The sequence below is a fragment of the Haemophilus sp. UMB1048 genome, from assembly GCF_030218125.1.
Classification (GTDB): domain Bacteria; phylum Pseudomonadota; class Gammaproteobacteria; order Enterobacterales; family Pasteurellaceae; genus Haemophilus_D.
On record NZ_JASOPB010000138.1, the window covers coordinates 1 to 254 of the forward strand.

The 254-nt window shown below is 40.6% G+C and carries 1 pseudogene; it reads left to right on the forward strand.

Annotated elements, in window-relative coordinates:
- Positions 1-53 precede the first annotated feature (53 nt).
- A pseudogene (locus QP437_RS10785) lies at positions 54-254 on the forward strand (hypothetical protein); the annotation flags it as partial.

Sequence of the window (254 nt, forward strand, 5' to 3'; positions counted from 1 at the left end):
AGGTTACAATGAAGAAACTTACAAAAATATGTGCATTAATCGGTGCTGCTGCAATGATTATTAGCGCAGGTGCGTGTGGTAGTGCAAAATCATCCGACGCTAATGGTTCAACACAGCTTACCATTTGGCATTATTGGGATGGCGCTAATGCCGATACCTTTGATGCAATGGTGAAGGATTTTAATGCTTCGCATAAAAATATTAAGATTAAGACTGCGAGCGTCCCGAATTCTGATTTTATGACGAAGCTTCGT